Source organism: Melioribacteraceae bacterium 4301-Me, assembly GCA_041538185.1.
In the GTDB taxonomy this organism is placed as follows: domain Bacteria; phylum Bacteroidota; class Ignavibacteria; order Ignavibacteriales; family Melioribacteraceae; genus Pyranulibacter; species Pyranulibacter aquaticus.
The window spans coordinates 567,082-587,258 of record JBGORM010000002.1; the positions used below are offsets into that span (position 1 = coordinate 567,082).

A 20,177-nucleotide genomic window follows, 5' to 3' on the forward strand; every position below is an offset into this window, starting at 1 on the left:
TAATTAATAACTTTCTTTAGCGGTTGGAAATTTTCCATTTTTTACATCATCGATATATTTTTTCACTGCTATATCAATTTCTTCGGCGAGATTAGCATAATATCTTACAAATCTTGGATGGAAATCAACATTGAGCCCAAGCATATCAGGCGTAACAAGAATCTGACCATCGCAAAAAGCTCCAGCACCTATACCAATTGTCGGTATTTTCAGTTTACTTGAAATTGATTTAGCCAGTTTAGCCGGCACTTTTTCCAGCACTACTGCAAAAGCTCCGGCCTGTTCGAGTGCAATTGCGTCTTCGGTGATTGCTTTTGCTTCTTTAACACTTTTTCCGCGCGCCTCATAGCTTCCATAGGAATGAATGCTTTGCGGAAGCAGACCAACGTGACCCATAACAGGAATTCCAACCTCAGTAATTTTTTTAACTGTTTCAGCTATGCGTTTACCACCCTCAAGTTTTACTGCGCTTGCCGGCGTTTCTTTCATTATTCGTCCTGCATTTCTAAATGCCTCATCTGGATTGGTCTGGTATGACATAAACGGCATATCAACTACAATCATTGCCCTTTCAACTCCTTTGGCAACAGCTTTGGTATGATAAATCATTTCATCCATTGTAACAGGTAAGGTCGTATCGTTGCCTTGAAAAACGTTGCTTAGTGAATCCCCGACAAGAATTATATCTATGCCAGCCTTATCCAGAATTTTTGCTGTTATAAAATCATAGGCCGTTAATGCAGTTATTTTTATTTTTTGTTCTTTTAGCAGCTGAAGAGACTTAGTAGTAATTCTTTTAAAATCTTTTTGAATACTCATATTGTACTCTTTATTGTTGTATCAATAAAATCAATTTTGAATTCATTTTCAAATCCTATAATTATGCACTCAGATAATCTTTCGTAGTCGACTCTTTTATTCACTATTGATTCAATTTCTATTGTTTTTTCTGATAATTCTTTTTTCAAGTTTTCTTTTTGTTGTTGATTAAGAGCTAAATAATCAGGTAATTTTTTATGGAAGTCACCGCATAAAATTGACCCATGTTGTAAGACTGTATTTTGCATTTTTCGTTGTGCACTTCCAATTAATTTTCTACCATGGAATTTTACTTCATTTTTTGCTGTTGATGCAAAACAAATTAAACCAGTTGGAGAATTAACCACAGAAGGGAAGTAGGGCTGAGAAGGTTCCAGTTCGGCTTTAGATAAAGCTGGGTTATATAAAGATAATCCTTTTATTAAGGCTATAGAAGTTTTATAGTAAATTTCTTTAGGAGTTAATGAATAACTTAATGGAATTATGACAGAGTATGTTAATTCTTCGGCATGTAAGATTGCGCGACCGCCTGTTGGTCTTTTAACCACATCAATTCCATCTTCTTCAGCTTTGATTAAATTGACATCTGAAAAATTTTGGTTAGCTCCTATCGAAATACAAAAAGGTTTCCAACGATATAATCTAAAATAAGCATCGTCCTCTTTACAATTTAAAGCTAATTGATAGTCGAATTCCATATTAAATTGACCTGTGGAAAAACCGCTTTGTATTAAATGCCAGTTCATTTTCGTATGATACTTCTTGTGCTGTTATCTAAAAATTTTACAATATTTTGTACCAGCGGGTTATCTGAGTATTCATTTCGGAGTTTTTCTTTTGCATCTGAGAACAGCAGTCCTGAATCGTATAGAATCTGATAAGCTTTTTTTAAGGTGTTTATATCCTCGGTGGTAAAGCCTCTTCTTTTTAGACCAACAATGTTAAGTCCCTCATAACGAAGCGGTTCTCTTCCGGCAAGCACATAAGGTGGAACGTCAGATGAAACTTTGTATCCGCCGCCGACCATTGCATGTTGACCAACTTTGCAAAATTGATGCACTGGGGTCGACCCTCCTATAATTGCCCAATCCTCAATGGTTACATGTCCACCTATCTGTACACTGTTTACAATAATACAGTTATTGCCTATGTAACAATCATGTGCAACATGTGCATAAGCCATAATTAAAGTATTTTTTCCAATTGAAGATTTACCTGTTGCGTTAGTACCACGATGTAAAGTAGCAAATTCTCTAATGATAGTGTCATCACCAATGTAAAAGTAAGTCATTTGGTCGCCCTTGAATTTTAGGTCCTGTGGTATGTTTGCAATTGAAGCTCCTTGAAATATTTTCACTCGATTTCCAATTCTGGCGCCATCATAAATTACAGCGTGTGGACCAATCTTGCAATCATTGCCAATTACCACATCATCATAGATTACTGCATATGGTCCTATGGTAACATTTTCACCTAAAATTGCATGGGGACTTACAATTGCGGTAGGGTGAATATCAGTCATTTGTTATTATTGTTTTGTGATTTATTTTCATTGTCAACTACAGCGGCCATAAATTCTGCTTCGGCAACGAGGTTGTTTTCGACAAAAGCACTGCCTTTAATAGAATAATACTTGCTTTTTTTACTTATAATCTCTGCTTCCAAGATAAGCTGATCACCAGGTGTAACGGGTTTTCTAAATTTGGCATTGTTGATGCTCATGAAGTAAACGAGTTTATTTTCTAAATTAAAATAAGTATTAAGCAATAAAATTCCGCCAACTTGCGCCATGGCTTCTAAAATTAAAACGCCAGGCATCACCGGTTGAGTAGGGAAATGCCCCTGGAAAAAAGGTTCATTTATTGTAACAGATTTAATTCCTACAACTTTTTTTTCAAGTTCGAGCTCAACAATTTTGTCCACCATTAAGAACGGATAACGGTGAGGAAGAATTCTCTGAATAGCATTAGCGTCGAATACGACACCTTCTTTTTTTACGAATTGGTATTTTCTTACTAACTTTTTTTGTTGATAAAGTGCTCTTATCTTTTTAGCAAATTCTACGTTGGCTTTGTGACCTGGTCTTGCAGCAAGAACCTGTGCTTTAATAGGCACACCAATTAAAGCTAAGTCGCCAAGCATATCTAATAGTTTGTGACGGGCTGGTTCGTTTTTAAATCGAAGGGGTGTATCATTTAATATACCTGTTGAGCCAACTTTTGGCAGTTCTTTGAGATTTAATTTTTTTTGAAGTTTTTTAAGTCTTTCTTCTTCATAAGAATGGTCAACAATTACAACAGCATTATCTAAAGTGCCGCCTTTTATTAAACCTTTTTCTGCAAGCATCTCTACTTCGCTTAAAAAGCAAAATGTTCTTGCAGGTGCGAAATCTTTAACAAACTCTTTTTCCAGGTCAAATAAACCAGTATGCTGGCTTCCTAAAGCCGGGTTTTGATAGTCGACCATAAGTGTAATTCTGTAGCCGTCTAAAGGCAGAGCTGCAATATCAATTATAGTGTGGTCCTCTTCACTATGGTAAATTACTGTTTGGTCAATATAAAGATAATCTTTTGGTGCATCTTGAGTAACAAAACCAGCTTCTAATAACTTTTCAACGAAAGGCATTGCGCTTCCATCGCCGACTGGTGGTTCAATGCCGTCAAGTTCAATTATGATATTATCTATTTGAAGCCCAACAATTGCAGCGAGAACGTGTTCTACTGTATGAACCTTGGCATCTCCAAGTCCTAAAGTAGTTCCTCTTGATATATCAATTACATAATCTACATTTGCTGGTATTTCAGGTCTGCCGCCCAAGTCTACTCTAACAAATCTAATCCCGTAATTTTCTGGTGCTGGTTTAAAGGTGAGGGTGCATTGTGTACCTGTATGCAAGCCAATCCCAGATATTGAAACAGCTTTACCAATAGTTCGTTGTAGTTCTAACATTAATTTTTTTCCCTTCTTGCTAATTCTGAAATTTTTGCTTCTAAAAATGCAATTTTTTCTTCTAATTTTTTAATCTTTTCGGAATAGAAGGGCAAATTTCTTATATGTGCTTCATATTTTAGTTGAGAGTTTAATTCTTCTATTGGGGTACCTCTGTATTTCCCAGCTTTGGTTATTGATTTTGAAACTCCTGATTGTGCACCAATTAATACGTTATCTGCTATTTCTATGTGGCCCACAAATCCGGCTTGACCTGCAATAACGCATTGATTGCCAATTTTTGTACTTCCAGAAATTCCAACCTGAGCAGAAATTACAGTGTTTTCACCAATCAATACATTATGTGCTACTTGGACTAAGTTGTCAATCTTAGTGCCTCTTTTTATTATTGTTGAACCTAAGGTAGCTCTATCAATTGATACATTCGAGCCAAGTTCAACATCATCTTCTAAAATTACATTGCCAATTTGTGGAACTTTATTATATTTTTTTCCCTCGTCTTGAATATAACCAAAGCCGTCAGACCCAATAACAGTTCCCGAATGAACAATAACATTATTACCCAATATGCAATTTTCTCTTATAGTTACATTTGGGTAGATTATGCAGTTTTCACCAATTTTAACATTTTCCATTAATACACTATTGTGCAGAATAATAGTGTTATCATTTACTATGCAATTTTCGCTTATAACCACATTTTTACCAATTTTTACATTTCTACCAATTTTAGCAGATTTATCGATATAAGCGGATGGGTCGATGCCTGAAATTTTTAATTCCGGCTTGAAGTAAGTAACTATAATTTTTTGAAGGGCAGCGTTAGGGTTATCGACCTCAATATAATTAGTGTTTTTATTTGATTTGTTAAAATCCGGTTTAATTAGAACAGCGCTTGCCTTAGTTGTGGGTAAATATTTTTCATATTTGGATAGGTATAGGAAAGTGAGGTCGCCTTTTTTTGCTTCTTCAATTTTGGCGACGTTAGTTATCTCTAAGTTTGGGTCGCCAATAAGATTGCCGCCGACTAAATCGGCGGCTTCTTTTAATGTTATTTTCATATAATTTCATTTTAATTTTTCAAGAACGAGATTGGTAACATCGTATTGTTCTTTTGCATATAAGAACATTATATCACCACTTCTGTCAAATATAAAGTCGTAGTCGCCTTCTTTGGCTACTTCTTGAATTGCATTAAAAATTCTGTTTTGAATGGGTTTCATTAGTTCTTCTTGTTTCTGGAAAAGTTCACCTTTAACACCAAACTTATCTTGTCTAAATTTATTTATTTGGTCTTCCATATTTACAAGTTCCTTTTCAATTTCTGCTCTTTTTTGTTCGCTTAGGACAAGTTTTCTTCTTTGGTAATCATCATATTTAGTTTTCCAGTCTTTTTCCATTTTATTAAGTTCTTCCTGCCACTCTTTAATAATAGCATCTAATTTTCGTTGTGTGTCTTGAGCATCGGGTAATTGTTTCATTATAGTGTCGGAATCGACATAACCGATTTTTAGTTGTGCTAAGCCTGTTGCAGAACAAAAAATTAATATAAAGATAGTTAAAAATATGGTTTTGGTTTTCATTTTGATCTTTCCAAAAATTTTTTATTTGCCTCTCTTTAGCCTGTCCAGCACTTTGTATGTAATATCATATTGAGGGTCAGCATAAAGAAGTACAACATCACCAGCCTTATCAAAAACAAATTGCATACCCTCTTCTTTAGCAATTTGGTTAATTACATCAAATATTTTCTTTTTTACGGGAGCCATAATTTTATCCTGTTGAGTAAAATATTCTCCATTTGGTTGACTAAACTTCTGGTCCCTAAAATTCTGAATTTTCTGTTCCTTTTCAAGAATTTTCTGTTGAGCTTCTCTTTGTTTTTCAGGTGTCATTGTGTTAGATTGTTTTTGATAGTTGGCAATTTCATTTTGATAATCGGTTGCCATACTGTCTAAAGTTGCCCTCCATTTTGCTACCAGCGCGTCCAAGTCGCTTTTAGCTTTAACTGCTTCTGAGTATTGTGATAAAATTATTTCAGAATCAATATACCCAATTTTTAGCGCTGAATTTGTTTGGGCATAAAAATTTGATACAAATAAAAAAGCGAGAAAAAGCATTATGATTTTTTTCACGATAACCTCTAAAGTTTGTTGTTAAAATCCTTTACCAAATTGAAAATGGAAAATCCATTGTGGTTTTTGACCGTCAACACTAAATCGGTCGAAGCCATAGCCGTAATCAAAACCAAGCAGTCCAATTGGATTAATTAAAATTCTAGCACCAATACCGGCAGACCTTTTCAAATCAAATGGATCTGTCTGTTTCAAATTTAGGAAAACATTACCTGCTTCTGCAAATGCTAATATATATATTGGTATAGGTTCTCTTGCAAGTGAAGCTCTAAGTTCAACTGTTATTTTTTCCATAACTCTGGAACCTATTACATCGCCAGCTGAATTTCTGGGTCCTATGCTTCTATCTTCATATCCTCTCAAAGGTGTTGTTGCAATTATTAGTCCATTACCCCCCATGTAAAAATAGTCGAATGGTTGAATAGGCGTGCCAGCTTCTAATTCTTTTATATATCCTAAGTTAAAACCAGTATAAAGTACAATTTTGTTTGTATTGAACATCGGTTTGTAGAATTCAGTATTAAATAGAATTTTATAATAATTAACATTACCTGGCAAAAAAGGACCGCCTGAAATTTCACTGTTAAGAGAAACCCTGGAGCCTTGAGATGGGAAAACTGGATCATCAATATTTGTACGTGAGATAGTTACTCCTACTGTATATTGTCTGCTAAGCCCTTCAGCGTAATAGTTAGCTCCATCGATTACGTCATTGTATTGGAATCTTCCCTCCCCTTGAACATAAAAATAGTCATCAGGCCATTTTAGTCTTCTTCCAACCTGAAAACTAACACCTGATTGTCGAAGGTCAAAAACATATCTTTGTCTAGTGTCAAACATATTAAAACCGACTGAAGTAGGAGTATCCATAAACCAAGGTTCGGTAAAACCGAGGGAGAAAGTTCTGTAATAGTTCCCAACGCCAAATTGCCAGTTAAAGTTAAGTATTTGTCCTGCCCCCATACTAAATGGATGCTGCAAAGAAAAATTTGTTAAAGTAAATCCAATTGAGCCACTAAAACCAAAAGCGCCGCTGTAACCTACCGAAGCATTTAAGTAATCACTCGATTTTTCCTCAACTTTGTAAGAGATGTTTACTGTACTATCGTTTACTGGGTTGTAATTGACTCCTTTGTAAAGAGCTTCGGCATTAAAATATTGTAAATTGGCAAGTTGTTGAATGCTTCTTATAATCATAGCTCGACTGAAATAATCGCCTGGTACTGTGTATAGTTCTCGTCTAATTACTTTGTCCATAGTTTTGCTGTTGCCGGAGATTTCCACTTTGCCAATTTTGAATCGGTTGTTTTCAGTAATCTTTATATCAATATCTATGGAATCAGGTTCTATACGTGTTTCTTTTGTGTCTATATTGAATAGCAGAAAACCATTATCTTGGTACATAGAGGAAATGTCAGATTGCTTTTCGTTAAAGTGGAGGTTGTTATTAAATTTTTCTAAGTCAAAAACGTCACCTTTTTTGAAATCTAACCTTTCTAAAATCGCTTGGTCTGAATAAACAGTATTACCTTCAATGTTGATGTTTCTTACTTTATATTGAGGACCTTCGTAGACTTTTACAATAATATCAAGTTTAGTTTTGTCTGGAGAATATGCAATACTATCGCCAAGAATTAAAAAGTCGATATAGCCGTTTTTTCTATAAAACTTTTCTAAGAGTTTTTCGTCTTCCTTAAACTTATCCTTGTTGAATTTTGGCTTTGACCAAAATTTCCACCATTTAGGTTCTTGAGTATCGTCGAATTGGCTTTTTAATTTATCATCGTCAAAAGCTTTATTTCCCACAAAAATAATTTTGTTAATTGTAACTTGATTTCCTTCTTTTATGTCATATAGCAAAACTACTCTGTCTTTAATTCTGTCAATAGAATTGATTGAAGTTAAATCTCCTTTTTCATACTCTGTTTCGTAATGGTCGGTACTATCTTTTTCGTTTGTCCATGTAATAATTATTTTCTCGCCGCTTGTATCTGCGTTAGCAAAAACAAATTCTTTAGGTGTAATAACCGCGTTTAAAAAGCCGTCGTCTATGTATAAGTTTTTTATATCATTTTTAATTTTGTAGATATCACTCGGCTTAATTGATTGTCCTCTTACGATTGTAATTTTTTTATTAATATCATCTGTGCTTAGTTCATCGTTGCCACGAATTATTATTTTCTCTAAGCGCGGGTATTCTTTTACTTTTATAAGTAAGAAAATTCCCGTGTCAATTTTTTTGTCGATTAGTATTTGGATATCATCAAAAATGCCAAGCTTCCATAGTCTTTTTATGGCATTAACAGTTTGATCACTTGGTATTTCGATTTCATCACCAACTTTTAGCCCTGAATTTGCAATAATTGTTGAAGGGTCAGTTGATTTATTCCCTTGCACAGAAATGCCTAGAATTCTGTAACTCACCCTTTGTTGTTGGGATAAAATATTAAGGTGAAAAATTAATATTAAAATAAGGCTAAATTTTAACTGCGTGCGAAAAGAATTTTGCGTTGTCAATATTGTTATTCTTCTTTTGTGATAATTGTTCACTTACAAGACCAAATCTTCTTTCTCTTTTTTGAAAATCTTTAACTGCCTGCAGCAGATGTTTGCACCTGAAATCTGGCCATAGTACTTCCGATATGAAAATTTCTGAATAAGCAATTTGCCATAATAAAAAATTGCTAATCCGAAACTCACCACCGCTTCTTATTAACAAGTCGGGATCTGGTAAACCCGCTGTAGAAAGGGAATTCGAAATTATGTTTTCGTCAATATCTTCAGGTTTTAATTTCCCTTCTTTGACTTGCCGAGTTATATTCCTTACAGCTTGAGTTAGTTCCCATCTGCCGCTGTAGCTTAATGCTAAATTCAAAATCATTTTTGTGTTATGGGCTGTTTTAGCTATTGCAAAATTTAATTCGTTTTGAACAACAGCTGGCAAGGAATTTTCATCGCCAATTGAAGTTAATCTGATGTTATTAGAGTTTAGTTCATCAGTTTCATTTTGTAAACTTTTAACTATCAAACGCATTAAAGTCGATACTTCTTCGTTTGGGCGCTTCCAATTTTCAGTTGAAAAGGTGTAAAGGGTTAGAACTTTAACCCCAAGTCCCACGCAAGTTTCAACTGCTTCTCGTACAGAATCAACTCCTCTTTGATGGCCTGCAACTCTTGGCAGCCCTCTTTTTTTTGCCCATCTACCATTCCCATCCATAATAATTGCAATATGTTTGGGAATATTGCCTCTTTGCTTTACCTCTAATATTAACTTTTCGTCTGATTTAGATAACCGACGAGCCAATGCATAACCTTAATTTAATTTTAGACTAGAAAAAATAGTTTCCAATGCTATAAATGTCAAGAAAACCTAAGGTCATATTATTTTCATAATGATTTTAATTGTAGTTAATCCCAAATTTTCCACCAGCTTGCTGGCAGGCCAGACTGCTACCGAGTTAGGAAAATGGGAATCCATCCACGAAGTGGTGGATTCCCACACTTCGTGAAAAGTGAATTAAACAAATTATATGAATAGTAGTAATAACTATGATGATATACCACTAAGTGGTCACTTCTCATGAATTTTTTGGGTTAATTATAAATTCCTTCCTGCGCCAGAACTACAACTCCCATATATAGTTCTACAATACAAACAACGTTAGTGGGTTTTGCAAGTGTAACAAAAAATATTTTTTCAGAAGTTCCTATTTATTTATAACAACAACTTTAATTTGACTTTTTAAGTCGGGTTCTAAGGTAGAAATAATTAAGCGAGTTTTTTCTTCTAGTTCGGCCGGGACACCTAAGAACAAAGTTATTTTGTTATTCGAGAATCTTGAGTTTTTCTTGGCAAGGAAATATAGTTTACTAATTAACTTGGGGTCATTAATTTCATCGGGAGTTAAAATTATTCCAATCGCAATCTTTTTTTTATACTTTGCAATTGCATCTACATCATAACCACCAATTGGTTTTGGCTCAGGCAAATACTTGCCGTACTTTCTACTTAAAGTTAGAAATCCGTTTTTCCATAAATGGTCAATTAGCTTATCAACTTTTTCACTATTAGAAGGCATAAGACAATACCCTAATCTTTATGTTAATAAAATTGGTATAATGGGTGAAAATTTTTTATTAGTGATTATCTTAATGTTATATATTTTATCATACTCAAACATTTTTATCTCGTTTGAATTTTCTACTCTTCCATAGAGCACTTTTTTACCCCTTTTATTCTTAGATATATAGTAAGGTTCCAAAGAAATTTTATTCATTCCATAAAGGAATTGAATTTTATTTCTATTGAAAATAGCTGATGAGAATAATAATGTTTTCATGAAATGCCTCGTTAATTATATGTTCTAAAAACGCCTATTACTTTCCCAATTATGTTGAAGTTTTCTGTATTAGAAATTTCAATATCTGCATAAGATTCATTTTCTGGATGTAGAATTATTTTGTTTTCTTTCTTAATGAATCTTTTCATTGTTGCTTCATCACCAATTAGGGCTATTACAATATCACCGCTTGCAGCTTCTTTTTGAGGGGATACTATTACAAGGTCGCCTTCTAAAATTCCAGCATTAATCATACTGTCACCGCGAACTTTTAATCCGAAACAATCTGTTTTTCTTTTAATTATGCTTATATCGACTAAAATATTGCCTTCAATATTTTCTTCTGCTAATATTGGTTGTCCAGCTGCAACTCTGCCAATAATTGGCAGTGAAATAAAATTTTCTTGTTGTTTAATATGTTTATTGCTCAGCGGTATAATTGAAAGGGTACGACTTTGATTGCTCTCATTAGTAAGGAAACCTTTTTTTATTAATGCATCAATATGCCTTTTTACCCCAAAAGTGCTCGATATATTGAATTTCTTGCCAATTTCTCGGTAAGTAGGAGGATAACCATTAAAATCTACATGTTGTTGAATAAATTCTAATATTTCTTTTTGCCGATTTGTTAATTCATTTTTCATTTTGGTGTCCATTTGTTCACTGCAAATATAGTGAACTGATGTACACGTGTCAAGAATTTCCTAAAAAAAGAGGAGGTTTTTAAGGGGACAAATAAGCCGCACTTTATCAAATGCGGCTTGGCAAGACTTAGATATTCATTATTGGAAGCGACTAATCAACGTAAGTTATCCAATTGTAACGGTCTTCAATTTTCCCGTATTGGATGCCTGTTAGTTCATCGTATAGTTTTGTGCTCAATTCGCCAGCTTCTGTATCACTGAATTTTATTAATTCATCTTTATATTTAAGCCGACTTACTGATGAGATAACTGCTGCGGTTCCAGTACCAAATATTTCTACCAAAGTTCCTTTTTTATAACTATCAAGAATTTCATTAATAGATATAGCTCGTTCAGAGACATTGTAACCCCAATCTTTAAGTAATTGAATTACAGATGCTCTTGTTACACCAGGCAAAATAGAGCCAGCTAAGGCGGGAGTTGCCACTTCATCTTTAAATCTTACGAAAATGTTCATAGCGCCGACTTCTTCAATAAACTTTTGTTCAATAGCATCTAGCCATAGGACTTGTGTATATCCTTCGGCTTTTGCTTCTACTTGTGCAGCTAAACCCGCGGCATAATTGCCAGCAGCCTTAGCTTCGCCTGTTCCTTTGCGAACCGCCCGAACATATTTATCTGTAACCATAATTGGAACTGGCTTGAACCCTTCTGGATAATAAGGTCCAACAGGACTTAGCATAATAATGAATTTGTAATTTTCAGATGGTCGAACACCAAAACAAGGTTCAGTTGCTATCATAAATGGTCTGATGTAAAGTGAATAACCGGGTTTTGTGGGTATCCAATCCTTATCAATTCTTACCAGTTCTTTGATAGCTTTAAGGAACAGGTTTGAGTCAATCTGCGGCATACTCATTCTTGCAGCAGAGTTATTAAATCTTTCAGCATTTTTTTCCGGTCTAAATAATGCAATACGACCACCTACTTGCTTGTAAGCTTTTAATCCTTCGAAAATCGCTTGTCCATAATGAAAAACCATCGAAGCTGGGTGAAGACTTAAATTATGAATTTTTTTGATAGTTGGATTGTGCCACCCGCCTAATGCAGAATCATAATCCATCTCAAAAATATGGTCTGTAAAAGTTCTTCCGAAAACTAATTTCTCTGGAAGTACAACTTTTGATTCTTTTTCTGCAGTTTCATAATGGATATCAATCATTTTATCACCTTCTTAGTTTAATGACGGTCAGTTTATTTTTAAAATTATGTGTGAGTGATTCCTTGTTATTTGCGTTGATTCATTTTTGATTTCAAATATAAAAAAATACCTCTAATAGGCAAAGGTAGTATTGGTTTTTTTTATTTAATTTAGATTCAGCTTTTATTTTGATAATTAAATATGTACTTCTGTTATATTCTTTAATATGAGTATAAATCTATTAAAAAAAGTAGATGCTGAAAGTGCGTAAAGGATTATTAATATTATGTTGTTTATTAATGCTGTTAACTGGATACTCGAATTTCTGTGCACAATCAAAGTTGACTGATACTCAGATTGATTCATTAATAAATATCGGCACAAGTGAACTTAATAAAAAAGAATGGGGAAATGTACTTTCTATCTTTGACAAAGTTTTAGATGCCGACCCTTTGAATCTTTATGCAAATTATTACTTTGCGGTTGCTCAAAGAGAAAAGGCACTTATTGCCGACCCAATTTCAAGAATTTTTAGATGGAACAGCTCCGAAAATCATTTTAAGAATGTTATTAAGTTAGATTCAACTTTTAAAGACGTGTTTTATCAATATGCTTTGCTTCAATTATACAAGAAAAATTATTTTGAAGCATTGGACTTAGTTCGACATCAATTGAAAATTAAAAACAACATAAGCGAAGTTCGAAAAGGTGTTTTTTATTTGTACGATGTTGTATTCCATAATGAAGATAACGATAATTTGGAAAAGTGGCTGTCCAATCCTAAGTCTGACTTTGATATGTATTGCTTAGGCGAATTGTATCGAAATACTAATCGTCTTGACCAGGCTAAAGAAATTTTTAACTCTATTATTGCAAAAAAGAATATATCTCTTACACCTGCCTATATATCGTTAGTGAAATTGTATTTGCAAGAAGAAAATCCTCAGAAAGCAGCGGAGATTTACTGGAATGCAGTAAGTTCAGTCTCAGATACCGTAGAAGGTAATTTCCTCTTAAATGATCTTGTTTTTTTATTTAATGAAAAAGATTATTCAGTGTTCAAAACTCTTAAGACCGCTGATGATATTAAACAATTTATTAAATCATTTTGGTTTGGCAGAAATCCATATCCTTCTATGCCTTACAACTTGTATTTAACTGAGTACTATAAGAGAATAATTTATGCTGAAAAAAATTTCTGGTACGATGGACTTAGATTAACAATTTATGATCCCAATAAATTAGATATTATAAACTATCCGCTTTGGTATAAGTTAAATAATAGGTTTAATGATCAAGGTATAGTATATCTTCGGTTTGGACAACCAAATGAAATATCTAATTTGACTTCTTCTTCAACTTCAGATGTAATCTCTTGGTTGTACAATGAAACATCAAAAACTTCCAAAATGATTTTTCATTTCGAAAAGAGCTTTAATGCACCTGCAAATTATTGGAAACTTGTGCCTGGATTTACTGATAAGTTTATTAACGAAAGATTGGCTGTATGGGATTCTAGGTATCACGATTTAGACCCAAACAGCAATACCTTTTCAGATATTTTGAAGGAAGGCGTAAAATCAATTGAAACAGTGTTAACTACAGATAAATTTAATTGGCCGGAAGATTTGAAATTTTTAGATGCGTATTATTCAGTATCACAATTCAAAGACGTTTCATACTTGAGTTTTTTAGTGCTCTCATTTGCAGTACCTACATCAGAATTGACTAAGGAATTTCAGAAAAAAGACAGTCTTAATTTTGAATCTGCAATTACAATTTACGATGCTTCCATTAATCCAGTTTTTCATATGGTAAAAAATTACCGTGATGAAACTGCACTTTCTGTAAATGCTTATGATAGTCTTTTTATCGACAAATATGAAGTTCCATTGAAAGCGGGGTTATACTTTGTTTGTTTTGATATTTATTTGCCCAAACAGAAAAAGGTCTTTGCTGTAAAATTTAAACAAGAATTGAAAAATTTTGAAAACGGCAAATTTCAATGCAGCTCGCTTGAGACAGCATTCGATATTTCGTCGATTTATAATTCGGGGTCGAGAGACAGAAAATTTCTTAAAATAATCCCGAACCCTTCCCGGAAATTCAATCAAAAAAATAATGTTTTTGTTTACTATGAAATTTATAACTTGAAAAAAGATAAAGATAGGTTGGTTCACTATACAATAAATGTAAATATTGAAAGAAAAGAGTCCGGAAATTTTATTTGGAATTTCATCAGTGGAATTTTCTCCTCTAAAAAATATAGTCTATCAATTAAAGACAGTTTTATGGATACTTCGACAAACGTTTCTAATTTCCAGGCGTTCGATATGAGTCAATTGCAACCCGGTGAATACGTAATGAAACTTGAAATTAAGGATGATACAAACGGAGAAGTAACCTCAGCTTTTTCGGAATTTATTCTGGAGTAGGTCGGAAGACCGTTCCGACCTCAGGTATTGATCTTGTTGAGTTTGTGTAAGTTAATGGGGCGGTAAGTCGGGACGGCGTCCCGACCTACAGTGCTATTCTACAAAATCTTGTATTTGCGAAAAAGTTCGATTAGAATTTTTGATAGGTAAGAAAAAACTTTCAATCGTAATTTGACAGGTTTATTTCTTATTTTTGATTAATATAATTCAAAGGGCGATGTTGAAAAAATTTTTACAGTTCTTAGGGGCGAAGACAATAAAGTTTTTTCAGGAAGTGGGACAAGTATCAACTTTGTTTTTGGACGTACTTAGAAATTTCAAAAGACTGATTAAAAACAATAAAGATTTTTTTTATCAGATGGAACATATTGGAGTTAATTCACTTCCGCTTGTTTTTATAATTGCAATTTTTACTGGTGCAGTCTCTGCATGGCAGGCAGCCTATCAATTAAAGGGAATTGCACCGCTTTCTTTTTTAGGTACTGCAACAAGCAGAGCAATTATTACTGAATTGGGACCTGTGTTAACCGCTATTGTAATAGCAGGCAGAGTAGGTGCATCAATAGCTGCAGAAATCGGTTCAATGAAAGTAACAGAGCAGATAGATGCACTCGAAACTATGGGAATTAGCCCAGTTGGCTTTTTAGCTACACCGCGTTTTTTTGCATCTATTATTATGATGCCAATCCTTGTAATTTTTGCTGATCTAATAGCTGTAATTGGTGCTTATCTTATTTCGAATTACTTTCTCGGTGTTTCTTTTGATGTTTTTTTTGAATCGGTAAAAAGATACTTCCTCTTTGGTGATTTTACATTCGGCCTTATCAAGGGAATGATTTTTGGCGGTGTGACTGCATTGCTTGGATGCCATATTGGATTTAGAACAGAAGGCGGGGCAGAAGGTGTAGGACTTTCAACAATTAAATCTTTTGTTGTAAGTTCTGCTATGATACTAATATTAGATTATATACTATGGACGTTACATTTTTGAATAGCGTTAATCCCCCTCCCATTCTAAATAAAGAATAATCCTTATAATCTGCCATTCAAATAATATATATAACCCTTACAATTTAGTAACCTTGTCAACTATTGTAATCTTACTAATCTTGGTAATTTGCTAATTTGGTAATCTTGGTAATATTTACAATTTACCTTGACCTTATTACTGAATGCCTGTAAGTTGGAATTGTAAAAAGAAGACTTTTATTAATTTTGTTATTAATGCGGCTTAGTTCACTTTTAATGAAAATACGTACTATTATTACGACCCACCCAAAACAAAAAAGAACATTGAATTTTATTACCCTCACACGTAGCCAGAGAATCCCTGGCGAAGTTAGAATGCGTTCCCAAAAGGAATTGCTTTCATTAACTAATTTAAAAACATTATAGGAGATGTTATGTCGGACTTTGTAAAAGAATTAATGGCACAAGTAAAAGCAAAAAACCCTAACGAGCCTGAATTTCATCAAGCAGTTTATGAAGTAGCTACTTCTTTAGTTTTAGTTTTGGAAAGACATCCTGAATATCGTGCCGCAAAAATTTTAGAAAGAATTATTGAACCTGAACGAGTTATAATGTTCAGAGTTCCGTGGGTTGATGATCAAGGCGAAGTTCAAATTAACAGAGGCTTTAGAATTGAGATGAATAGTGCGATTGGTCCTTACAAAGGCGGTTTGAGATTTCACCCATCTGTGAATTTAGGCATCTTAAAATTTCTTGCTTTCGAACAAGTTTTTAAGAACAGTCTAACTTCTCTGCCAATGGGCGGAGGAAAAGGCGGTTCTGATTTTGACCCTAAAGGCAAGAGTGATGCAGAGGTTATGAGATTTTGCCAAAGCTTTATGAATGAACTGTTTCGTCATATTGGACCTAATACAGATGTACCTGCAGGAGATATTGGCGTTGGAGGAAGGGAAATTGGTTTCTTGTTCGGTCAGTATAAAAAATTAAGAAATGAATTTACCGGTGTATTGACTGGTAAAGGTCTAAATTGGGGTGGTTCATTGATTCGTCCAGAAGCTACTGGATATGGTTCTGTTTATTTTGCTTCAGAGATGCTTGCAACGAGAGGTGAAACTCTTGAAGGGAAAATTTGTTTAGTTTCTGGCAGTGGAAATGTTGCTCAATATACTGTAGAAAAAATTTTACAACTTGGTGGTAAGGTAGTTACTCTTTCAGATTCAAACGGCTATATTTATGATGAAGAAGGTATTGATGAAGAGAAATTAAGATTTGTAATGGATTTAAAAAACGTAAGAAGAGGTAGAATCAAAGAATACGCACAAAAATATAAAAATGCTGTTTATACAGAAACCGACCCTTCGGCTGATCATAACCCACTTTGGAATCACAAAGCTCATTGTGCTTTCCCTTCTGCTACGCAAAATGAAATTAACGGCAAGGATGCGCAAAATCTAATCAATAATGGTGTATATGTGGTAAGTGAAGGTGCAAATATGCCAACTACTATTGATGGCATAAATATATTTCTAGAGAATAAAATTCTTTACGGACCTGGCAAAGCTGCAAACGCTGGAGGGGTTGCTGTCTCCGGCTTGGAAATGGCTCAGAACAGTATGCGCTATTCTTGGACCCGCGAAGAGGTTGATAACAGACTTCGCTTAATAATGAAAAATATTCATAAGACATGTGTTGATACAGCAGAAAAATACGGCACACCGGGTAATTACGTTAACGGTGCAAATATTGGTGGATTTATAAAAGTAGCAGATGCAATGCTTGACCAAGGAATTGTATAAAATAGAAACCTTGGGGGTTAGCATTTAATAAATCTTGCCTCCAAGGTTTTTAGTTTTTGAAGTAAAACACCATCCTATGTTTAACAATGGTTTTTATCTAACTAAAAGCATCTTCTTAGAAATAGTCACTTTACCAGAAGTAAGTGTATACAGATACACTCCGCTTGCAAGGTGTGAAGCATCAAAATTAACTTCATAAGTTCACGCTTCTTTCTTCTCGTTGACAAGTGTTGCTATTTCTTGTCCTAATGTGTTGTAAACTTTTAATATGACAAATGCAGCCTCTGGAATTGTAAACTTAATTTGCGTTGTGGGATTAAATGGATTAGGATAATTGTCAAGGCTGTAACCTTCTTCTTGCTTGTTAATTACAACATTATTTTTCTCTGACTTTTCAAGTTTAATTCCCATTTCTCTTGCCGCAAATTCAGCTAATATACTTTGTTGATGTTTTGCTATTAATTCTGTGAAACTTTCTTTTGCTTTGGTTGGGTTGTCTAAGTAATACTTGTAAATCAATCCTTTCTCATAAAGCATTTCACTTGTTAAGTCTTCATCTTGTGTTGTTCTTAAAATTTCATCTGCAGTTGCTATTGAATTTTCATACTTCTTTTCATCAACATTATCCCAAATGAAATATCGATTTATATATGGAAGATATGCTTCATATTCTTTATTAAGAGTTAATTGTGTTAAGTAATTATTGAACGATTTTTTGTCTTCTTTTGCTTTGTACAGATGATTGAGTTTAGATAAAGCTGCCTTAATTACTTGTCTTTCTTTTTCTGTTTCAACTATGTTTTTATAATCTTTGATTAGACCCGTAAAATCGTTTGTATACTTATTCTTATCGTATTTAGCAGCTTTAGTGTCTTCGCTGATTTTTCTGAGCAGCTCAAGATATTTCTTGTCTGCTTCTTTTAATAGCTGCGAATTAATAAAATTAGGTTCACTTGTTCTTTCAGCTATTGCAGATTTTGGCATTCCGCAGACATCATTTATTCCGGTAACAAATACATTGCCATAAACCGGGTATGGTGAACGGCTGTAAGTATTGCTTATTGCATAAGCGTAAGCGCCATACTCTGCGTCGATATCTACCAAATTACCACAGAAGATGTTGTTTGTGCCTATGTTGTAAGAGGCGTTGTTTGTAAAATAAACTGCGACGTCACCGTTGGAGATAGATGAATAGTATAAATCTCCAGTGCAATCTTAAGCGGTTAAACCAAATGATGCACCAATATTACTTGCACTAACAAAGCATATTTCGTTCATTGAGCCGCCATAGTTAGTAGCAATCCTAGAACCAGTAATAGTAGCGTTTGTGAAATCTGTCCATGTACTGTTGTTTAATGTTATCCCGCCGCCCATTGTCAAGTTGGAAACGGTAATGTAACTTGAATTTGTGACGGAAATACTTCCATTCAATGTAGTGCTTCCTTGTCCTTGACCTGTGAGAGTGATGTTAGATTTGCTGCTGAGGCTTGGGTTTTCGTTGTAAGTGCGTGGTTGTAGTTCGATTGTTTGATTGGAGGAAGCATAATTAATTGCTGATTGAATAGTTCCAAAGTATCCTTTTAACGAGCCGCTTTGTTTTAAGTAAACACAATTAGGGTCGCCGCCTTGGAAGTTTACACTGCCGCCGTCAAGTAAAATACCGTAGCCGTTGAAATTAACTGTGACATCAGAGGTTACAGTTAAAGTAATGCCAGAAGGAACTGTAACATTGCCGGTTAAGGTGACATTTGCCCACCATGTTTCGTCTTCTGAAAGTGTACCGCTTGTTGTTGCACGGTACTGGGTTAAATTTGCCATGTAAGTTGTTCCATCATCATGGTAAGTTACTTCGTGCGAGTATGATTGATCGTATGATTTAATTACACCCCGCCATGTCCATCTACTTTGTTCAGCATAAGTACCATTATACCAGATTCTTTGGTAACCTTGATTATCAATTTGCGGTGAAACTGCAGTTAAAGTTAGATTTCCGTCGGGTACATTGTTTAAAATGCGTGGAGCAGTATAAGTAACATTATTACCATTGCCTATCTTGGCAATTATCTGTCCATGTGTATTGTTACCGCTGTTGTCGGTAAAATTATTATCAATTATCATATCCCAAAGGGGATTGTAAAAACTCCGTACTATTTTTTGATCACAAGTATTAAGGGACCTGCGAACAGGGACATTATCATTCCCTGCACCAGCTACCATTATGCTGGTTGAATCGTAGCTATGTCCAGGTCCCATAAAAATATGTCCCATTTCGTGCAGCACAACTGTATAAATATCGCGTGCTTGATCTGCTTGTGCTACGCTTGCATAAGGTGTCCAAATCTCGGTTGAATTAATCTTTAATTCATGCGGGTTTGGTGTATTCCCTAAATAACCTGACATTGGCTCAAATGTTATTCGAAAACTTGCTTCAGAATAATTGGTGGTTTCACTCATATCCGAAATTACTATCCCTTTTGCATTAACCGCACTTTTCCATGCATTTACTGCAGCATTAATAGCTGAAACAACCCATTGTTTTGCTTCTTCAGGGTCGATATCTGAATAATTATATCCTCTAAACTGTGCCCCGTTTAGGTTTCTATCCCAATACCATTTGTATGTTGAGGTGGTAATTGTTCTATACCACGTGGGATAAGGTTCTGGGCACTGAGCCCGATAATTCGAAACAAACAAGAATAAGGATAAAAACAGAATTACAAAGGAAGTTTTCATTTTTTATCCTCCTTAAAAAATAATATAATTTTATTAACAGTTACTTGCTGCTCTTCATTCCTAAAAGGATGAAGGAAAATCGTGTCTTTAACAAAACAACTTTTTGATAAAGACGATGCTGTTTAGTTACTTTATAGCTTTTTAAGTCCCATTAAC

Annotated in this window: 18 protein-coding genes and 1 pseudogene; 3 read left to right on the top strand and 16 right to left on the bottom strand. The window is 34.3% G+C overall.

The genetic code is table 11. The features are described from left to right. Nucleotides 1–3: 3 nt before the first annotated feature. From panB to ABRY23_05920, 13 genes are all read right to left on the bottom strand, one after another. Nucleotides 4–819, bottom strand: coding sequence for a 3-methyl-2-oxobutanoate hydroxymethyltransferase (gene panB, locus ABRY23_05860; protein ID MFA3782576.1), 816 nt, complete (start codon nt 817–819; stop codon nt 4–6). After that, nucleotides 816–1,565, bottom strand: a complete 750-nt coding sequence (locus ABRY23_05865) for a biotin/lipoate A/B protein ligase family protein (GenBank protein ID MFA3782577.1) — start codon at nt 1,563–1,565, stop codon at nt 816–818. Before ABRY23_05865 ends, panB begins: the two co-directional genes overlap by 4 nt. Then, a complete protein-coding gene (lpxA, locus tag ABRY23_05870) occupies nt 1,562–2,341 on the bottom strand; it encodes an acyl-ACP--UDP-N-acetylglucosamine O-acyltransferase (protein ID MFA3782578.1) in 780 nt (259 codons plus the stop codon). The genes ABRY23_05865 and lpxA overlap by 4 nt, the downstream gene beginning before the upstream one ends. After that, nucleotides 2,338–3,768, bottom strand: coding sequence for a bifunctional UDP-3-O-[3-hydroxymyristoyl] N-acetylglucosamine deacetylase/3-hydroxyacyl-ACP dehydratase (locus ABRY23_05875; protein ID MFA3782579.1), 1,431 nt, complete (start codon nt 3,766–3,768; stop codon nt 2,338–2,340). Before ABRY23_05875 ends, lpxA begins: the two co-directional genes overlap by 4 nt. Then, on the bottom strand, nt 3,768–4,829 hold the full coding sequence (gene lpxD, locus ABRY23_05880) for a UDP-3-O-(3-hydroxymyristoyl)glucosamine N-acyltransferase (GenBank protein MFA3782580.1): 1,062 nt from the start codon (nt 4,827–4,829) through the stop codon (nt 3,768–3,770). The genes ABRY23_05875 and lpxD overlap by 1 nt, the downstream gene beginning before the upstream one ends. A gap of 6 nt (nt 4,830–4,835) precedes the next feature. Beyond that, a complete protein-coding gene (locus ABRY23_05885; protein ID MFA3782581.1) occupies nt 4,836–5,351 on the bottom strand; it encodes an OmpH family outer membrane protein in 516 nt (171 codons plus the stop codon). A gap of 21 nt (nt 5,352–5,372) precedes the next feature. After that, nucleotides 5,373–5,903, bottom strand: coding sequence for an OmpH family outer membrane protein (locus tag ABRY23_05890; protein ID MFA3782582.1), 531 nt, complete (start codon nt 5,901–5,903; stop codon nt 5,373–5,375). A 21-nt stretch (nt 5,904–5,924) separates the two neighbouring features. Then, complete coding sequence (gene bamA, locus ABRY23_05895) at nt 5,925–8,327, bottom strand: outer membrane protein assembly factor BamA (GenBank protein ID MFA3782583.1); 2,403 nt, start codon at nt 8,325–8,327, stop codon at nt 5,925–5,927. Nucleotides 8,328–8,379: 52 nt separating this feature from the next. Further along, nucleotides 8,380–9,207, bottom strand: a complete 828-nt coding sequence (locus ABRY23_05900) for an isoprenyl transferase (protein ID MFA3782584.1) — start codon at nt 9,205–9,207, stop codon at nt 8,380–8,382. A 403-nt stretch (nt 9,208–9,610) separates the two neighbouring features. Further along, nucleotides 9,611–9,982 carry a hypothetical protein gene (locus ABRY23_05905; protein ID MFA3782585.1) on the bottom strand — a complete coding sequence of 124 codons (372 nt, stop codon included), beginning with the start codon at nt 9,980–9,982 and terminating at the stop codon, nt 9,611–9,613. Nucleotides 9,983–10,000: 18 nt separating this feature from the next. After that, complete coding sequence (locus tag ABRY23_05910) at nt 10,001–10,243, bottom strand: hypothetical protein (protein MFA3782586.1); 243 nt, start codon at nt 10,241–10,243, stop codon at nt 10,001–10,003. An 11-nt stretch (nt 10,244–10,254) separates the two neighbouring features. Further along, a complete protein-coding gene (gene lexA / locus ABRY23_05915; GenBank protein ID MFA3782587.1) occupies nt 10,255–10,887 on the bottom strand; it encodes a transcriptional repressor LexA in 633 nt (210 codons plus the stop codon). 151 nt (nt 10,888–11,038) lie between these two features. Continuing rightward, complete coding sequence (locus ABRY23_05920; GenBank protein ID MFA3782588.1) at nt 11,039–12,109, bottom strand: branched-chain amino acid aminotransferase; 1,071 nt, start codon at nt 12,107–12,109, stop codon at nt 11,039–11,041. 278 nt (nt 12,110–12,387) lie between these two features. Here ABRY23_05920 and ABRY23_05925 point away from each other — a divergent pair, with 278 nt between their 5' ends. From ABRY23_05925 to gdhA, 3 genes are all read left to right on the top strand, one after another. Further along, on the top strand, nt 12,388–14,523 hold the full coding sequence (locus tag ABRY23_05925) for a GWxTD domain-containing protein (protein MFA3782589.1): 2,136 nt from the start codon (nt 12,388–12,390) through the stop codon (nt 14,521–14,523). Between the two features lie 217 nt (nt 14,524–14,740). Beyond that, nucleotides 14,741–15,514, top strand: coding sequence for an MlaE family ABC transporter permease (locus tag ABRY23_05930; protein ID MFA3782590.1), 774 nt, complete (start codon nt 14,741–14,743; stop codon nt 15,512–15,514). Between the two features lie 412 nt (nt 15,515–15,926). After that, on the top strand, nt 15,927–17,288 hold the full coding sequence (gene gdhA, locus ABRY23_05935; GenBank protein ID MFA3782591.1) for an NADP-specific glutamate dehydrogenase: 1,362 nt from the start codon (nt 15,927–15,929) through the stop codon (nt 17,286–17,288). Between the two features lie 93 nt (nt 17,289–17,381). Here the strand turns inward: gdhA and ABRY23_05940 are convergent. The 3 genes and pseudogenes from ABRY23_05940 to ABRY23_05950 all read right to left on the bottom strand — a co-directional run bounded on the left by ABRY23_05940 (nt 17,382) and on the right by ABRY23_05950 (nt 20,021). Next, nucleotides 17,382–17,471: pseudogene (locus ABRY23_05940) on the bottom strand (T9SS C-terminal target domain-containing protein). Between the two features lie 18 nt (nt 17,472–17,489). Next, nucleotides 17,490–18,392 carry a tol-pal system YbgF family protein gene (locus tag ABRY23_05945; GenBank protein MFA3782592.1) on the bottom strand — a complete coding sequence of 301 codons (903 nt, stop codon included), beginning with the start codon at nt 18,390–18,392 and terminating at the stop codon, nt 17,490–17,492. Nucleotides 18,393–18,503: 111 nt separating this feature from the next. Beyond that, nucleotides 18,504–20,021: a matrixin family metalloprotease gene (locus ABRY23_05950; GenBank protein ID MFA3782593.1), complete on the bottom strand. Its 1,518-nt coding sequence runs from the start codon at nt 20,019–20,021 to the stop codon at nt 18,504–18,506. Nucleotides 20,022–20,177 lie beyond the last annotated feature (156 nt).